This is a genomic window from Streptomyces sp. NPDC051183 (assembly GCF_040682455.1).
GTDB lineage: Bacteria > Actinomycetota > Actinomycetes > Streptomycetales > Streptomycetaceae > Streptomyces.
Genome location: NZ_JBFBBA010000102.1, coordinates 1 through 4,550 on the forward strand (window position 1 = coordinate 1; position 4,550 = coordinate 4,550).

General features: G+C 70.2%; 5 protein-coding genes and 1 riboswitch. Of the genes, 3 read left to right on the plus strand and 2 right to left on the minus strand.

Annotated features, from left to right (window positions below; genetic code table 11):
• Positions 1-140: 140 nt before the first annotated feature.
• Together AB0M99_RS37430 and AB0M99_RS37435 are read left to right on the plus strand one after the other, a co-directional pair.
• Entirely contained in the window at positions 141-590 is a 450-nt protein-coding gene (locus AB0M99_RS37430; RefSeq protein WP_365928682.1) for a hypothetical protein, read from the plus strand.
• Positions 591-710: 120 nt separating this feature from the next.
• Positions 711-2,114 (plus strand): IS1380 family transposase, encoded by a 1,404-nt coding sequence (locus AB0M99_RS37435; RefSeq protein ID WP_365928684.1) that lies wholly within the window; start codon positions 711-713, stop codon positions 2,112-2,114.
• A gap of 216 nt (positions 2,115-2,330) precedes the next feature.
• Here AB0M99_RS37435 and AB0M99_RS37440 read toward each other — a convergent pair whose 3' ends face one another.
• Together AB0M99_RS37440 and AB0M99_RS37445 are read right to left on the minus strand one after the other, a co-directional pair.
• Positions 2,331-2,603, minus strand: coding sequence for a hypothetical protein (locus tag AB0M99_RS37440; protein ID WP_365928686.1), 273 nt, complete (start codon positions 2,601-2,603; stop codon positions 2,331-2,333).
• Between the two features lie 35 nt (positions 2,604-2,638).
• Positions 2,639-2,723, minus strand: a riboswitch (ZMP/ZTP riboswitch).
• Positions 2,724-2,832: 109 nt separating this feature from the next.
• Positions 2,833-3,429, minus strand: a complete 597-nt coding sequence (locus tag AB0M99_RS37445; protein WP_365928688.1) for an ABATE domain-containing protein — start codon at positions 3,427-3,429, stop codon at positions 2,833-2,835.
• Positions 3,430-3,550: 121 nt separating this feature from the next.
• Here AB0M99_RS37445 and AB0M99_RS37450 point away from each other — a divergent pair, with 121 nt between their 5' ends.
• Positions 3,551-4,339, plus strand: coding sequence for an MBL fold metallo-hydrolase (locus AB0M99_RS37450; protein WP_365928690.1), 789 nt, complete (start codon positions 3,551-3,553; stop codon positions 4,337-4,339).
• Positions 4,340-4,550 lie beyond the last annotated feature (211 nt).

Consider the following 4,550-nt stretch of genomic DNA (forward strand, 5'->3'; position numbering starts at 1 on the left):
TCCGGCGAGTACTTGCTGGGTGGTGCCACGTCGTGCCTCTCGTTTCCTTACACAGGGATCCTATTGGGTCCCTGTCCGGAAACCTCGGGGCACCTCACCCCACGCTGCGCGCATCAGCGCTGGCGGCGGTGGCTCGCGCGGTGGCTCAGGCGCGGGAAGGTCGCCCCATCGGAGCCTTCGCCGGAGGGAGCGAGAGCGAGGACGCCTCTGACTACTGGCGAAAGATCTACCAACCCGACGAACAGGTATGGGAGTTGGTGACCGTGGCGCTGGCGGCGGTTGAGGCGGGGGACGTCGACCACGCCGAGGCCGTCACGCGCAGCATCACCCACCCGGAACTGCAGGAGCTGATGTTGGGGGAGGTGGCGCGGGCGTGGGCTTGGAAGGGTCAAGTCGATCGCGCCAAGGGCCTCGCCTCGGCCATCGCCAACCCAAGGGTGCAAGCACCGGTGCTGGCGGACGTTGCCTGTGCCGCGGCCAGGTCAGGGGACGTGGAACAGGCCAAGGCCGTCGCCGGTGAAGCCGAAGGCGTTGCCCGGAGCATCATCGATCCGACGATGCCCTGCGTTCCGCGTAATTCAGCGGCCTAGCCTCGGGCTTTCACTTGAGGGCTGTCCGGATCGCGGGCGGAAACGCGAAAGTGCCTTCTGAGCTGGGACGATGAACCTTGTCGAGGGGTTCTATCGGTCCAGGTGGAAGGCACTTTCTACGTGCAGGGTATCGGTTCGCGTCCCAAACTCCATGTCTCCGCCGACGGTGCGGGGGTGGTTGGACACGCCGGGGCACGGCTGCTGGCTGATCTTGCCGATGCCACCGGTCTGGCCAGCTTGTACGCCACTGCGCTGAGACCGCTTCGACCACGCGGTACTGGTCATGACCCGGGCCGGATCGCCACCGACCTCGCGGTGATGCTGGCTGATGGCGGCGAGGCCATCACGGATCTGGCCGTGCTGCGCGACCAGCGCGAGGTGTTCGGCCCGGTCGCCTCGACACCGACCGCCTGGCGGGTGCTGGCCGCCGTCGACGAACGCGTACTGGAGCGTCTGCGTTCAGCCCGCGCTCAGGCCCGGGAGGTGGCCTGGCTGCAGGCATCTGAGTCCCGCTGCGGCATACCAGCTGCGAGAGCCGGTGGACGGGAAGTACCCGGCCTGGTCCTGGACATCGACGCCACGCTGATCACCTGCCATTCCGAGAAGGACCAGGCCGCACCCACCTACAAAGGCGGTTTCGGGTTCCATCCCCTGCTGTGTTTCCTGGCCAACACCGGCGAGGGCATGTCCGGGCGCCTTCGGCCCGGGAACGCTGGAGCCAATACCGCCGCGGATCACATCGCGGTGCTGGACGACGCTCTCGCACAGATCCCCGACGCACACCGGCACGGCACCGAGATCCTCGTCCGCACCGACAGCGCCGGATCCGCAAAGTCCTTCCTCACCCACGTCCGAGACCTGCGAACACGCGGAATCTGCACCTTCTTCTCGGTCGGATACGCGGTCACAGAGCCGGTCCGCCGCGCGATCCGGGCCCTGCCCGAGCAGGTCTGGCACCCCGCCCTGGACCAGGACGGCACCCTCCGCGAGTCCGCCGAGGTCGCCGAACTGACCGGCATGGCCGACCTTGCCGGCTACCCGGCCGGCACCCGCGTCATCGTCCGCCGCGAGCGACCACACCCCGGAGCCCAGCTCTCGCTGTTCGACCAGGACGAGGGCATGCGGCACCAGGTGTTCCTCACCGACACCCCCGTCACCGCAGGCTCGGCCCAGTTCCTGGAGGTCCGCCACCGCGGACACGCCACCGTCGAAGACCACATCCGGTGCGGCAAGACCACCGGCTTCGGCCGCTTCCCCTCCCGCCGCTTCCCGGTCAACGCCGCCTGGCTCGAACTCAGCCTCGCGGCGATCGACCTCCTCGCCTGGACCCGCGTCCTCCTGCTGGACGGCGAACTCGCGGCTGCCGAACCCAAGAAACTCCGCTACCGGCTCCTGCACGTCGCCGCCCGGATCACCCGGGGCGGCCGTCGCCTCCGCCTTCGGATATCGGCGACCTGGCCCTGGCGACATGAACTCGCAGCCGCGTTCCACCGCCTGGCCGCACTGCCCCGCCCCGCCAGCTGACTCGCCGTCCCCGCCCGCCCTCGACTCAAGGACCTTGGAGAACCCGACCCCGCGTCGGGCCCTCACCATGTCCACCGGGCGAGACGACCCCAGGCAACCTCGCTCAGCCGCCCAGCAACCCCAACTGAAACGGCGAGGCTAGAGAAACGCCTCTCAGGCGCCCTCACCCATGTCCGCCCAGGTCAGACCCCAGATTCGTGACTCCAGGCCGCTGAATTACGCGGAACGCAGGCCGTAGAGCTCGGCGGTGACGTCATCGACGGGGCCGGCCACGGCCGCACCGGCGGGCGAGACGTGCTTGAAGGAGGCAGCGGCCGGCCGGCTCAGGACCCGGCTCGCTTCCAGCACCAGCTGCCAGCTGTTGAGTGCGTCCAGCATGTTGATGTAGGACGGGCTGCCCTGCAACACACGGACCGGCCATCGGCCGAGCTGCACCGGCGCGGTAGTGGCCGCCGCCTGCTGCGGGTTGATCCCATAGCGCAGATCCACGTCATAGCCTCCTGTGTCAGCGGAAGAATCCCTGACGCAGGCGCCCAGGCGGTCGACGCTCACGCGGCAAAGCGGCCGCTCCCCGGTGGTTCTCCACCTTCGCCAGTTGCGACCGGACACGATGCTACCCGCAGGAGCGCGCCCATGGTTTCGACCGGTCGTGCCGCCGGCGCCGGCGGGCGTTGGCGTTGCGCCGGCGCAGATGCCGTACGTGGGTTACGGGCGCGGGTCAGCCTTTCGCGCTCTGGGTGCGGCGGGCGTAGGCGCGGGCGGCGCGGGCGCGGTCGCCGCAGCGGGTGGAGCACCAGTGGCGGCGACCGTGCCGGAGGAGGTAGCGGTTGCAGGGGGCGGAGCCGCATGCGGTGAGGCGCTCGGCGTCGGGGCCGGTGAGGAGGTCGGCCGCGTCGGCCGCGAGGACGGCGAGGGCGTGCTCGACGATCTGGGTGATGGGGTGGGCCGCCTCGCGATGGAGGCCGCGGGCCGAGTCCCAGTGGAGCAGGGAGGCGGCGGGGGCCCGGGTGAGGGCTTCGTTGACGGCGGTCAGCGCTGCGGCCGGGGCCGGCAGCCCGGCGACGTGGGCGGCGAGCAGGGCGCGTACCTGTTCGCGCAGCGAGCGCACCAGGGAGGCGCACATGTCCATCAGGCCGGTGTCGGCCGGGGCGAGGCCGCGGTCCACGAGCCACTGCTCGGCGGCGCCGGGGGTGCCGAGGAGATCGATGTGGTGCCCGCCGGGCAGGGTGACGGCGCTGTTCGCGAGGTCGAGGGCGGGGTACTGCTCGGCGCCCGGGGCCGGCGGCAGTCGTTCGGCGGTAGCGCTCTCTTGCATGAGGCTCATGCTACAACTCGCCCCCTTCCATGATTCTCACGTTAAGGCTTGCGTCAATCCGTGAGAAGCCCCTACCGTGGCTCACGGATGAACCACCCTCTATCCGTGAGGTACGTCTTTCATGCCTGCCACCAGCCCCACGCCCGATTCCTTCCCCGTCCGCGTCTTCGGCGGCCCCACCGCCCTTTTCGAGTACGGCGGTCTGCGCTTCCTGACCGACCCGACCTTCGACGCCCCCGGCGACTACCCGGTGCCCGGCGCACGCCTCGTCAAGACCGCGCACTCCGCCGGTACCCCCACCGACCTGGGCCGCATCGACGTGGTCCTGCTCTCCCACGACGAGCACCCCGACAACCTCGACACTTCCGGGCGGACCCTGCTCGCCGAGGTCCCCCTCACCCTCACCACGCCGGACGGCGCACAGCGCCTGGGAAGCAAGGCCAAGGGACTGGCCGACTGGGAGTCCATCGACCTGGAGCGCCCCGGCGGCGGCACCGTCACCGTCACCGGAGCACCCGCCATCCACGGCCCCGGACCGCGCGAGGCCGTCGAGCCGATCGTCGGCCAGGTCGTCGGCTTCGTCCTGACCGGCGAAGGACTGCCGACCGTCTATGTCAGCGGCGACAACGCCTCCCTCGACTCGGTCAAGGAGATCGCCACAGCGTTCGCCCCGATAGACACCGCCGTCCTCTTCGCCGGCGCTCCGCGCTTCGACGACCTCTTCGACGGCGAACCGATCGTCCTGGACAGCGTCCGGGCGGCCGAAGCCGCCGAGATCCTCGGCGCCCGCCGGGTCGTGCCCGTCCACTACGACAGCTGGGCCCACTTCACCGAAGGCCGCGACCGGCTCGTCGCAGCCTTCACCGCCGCAGGCCTGGCCGACCGCCTGGACCTGGGCAACCAGCACTGACCGACCCCCGGGCCCGGCGCAGACGGCTCACCTCAGCCGCGGATGAGCACGGTGTGGCTGTGGTCGAGCGCAGGTGTCAGCCGAGGGCGAGCCAACGGAGTCCGAGCCGTCCAATCAGAAGCCGTATCTCAACCGATCATGGAACGTGCGGGTCGAACAGGTTTCCCGCCGGGGTGATCTTCCCGTTGTGCGCGCATGAAGACAGGGCCTC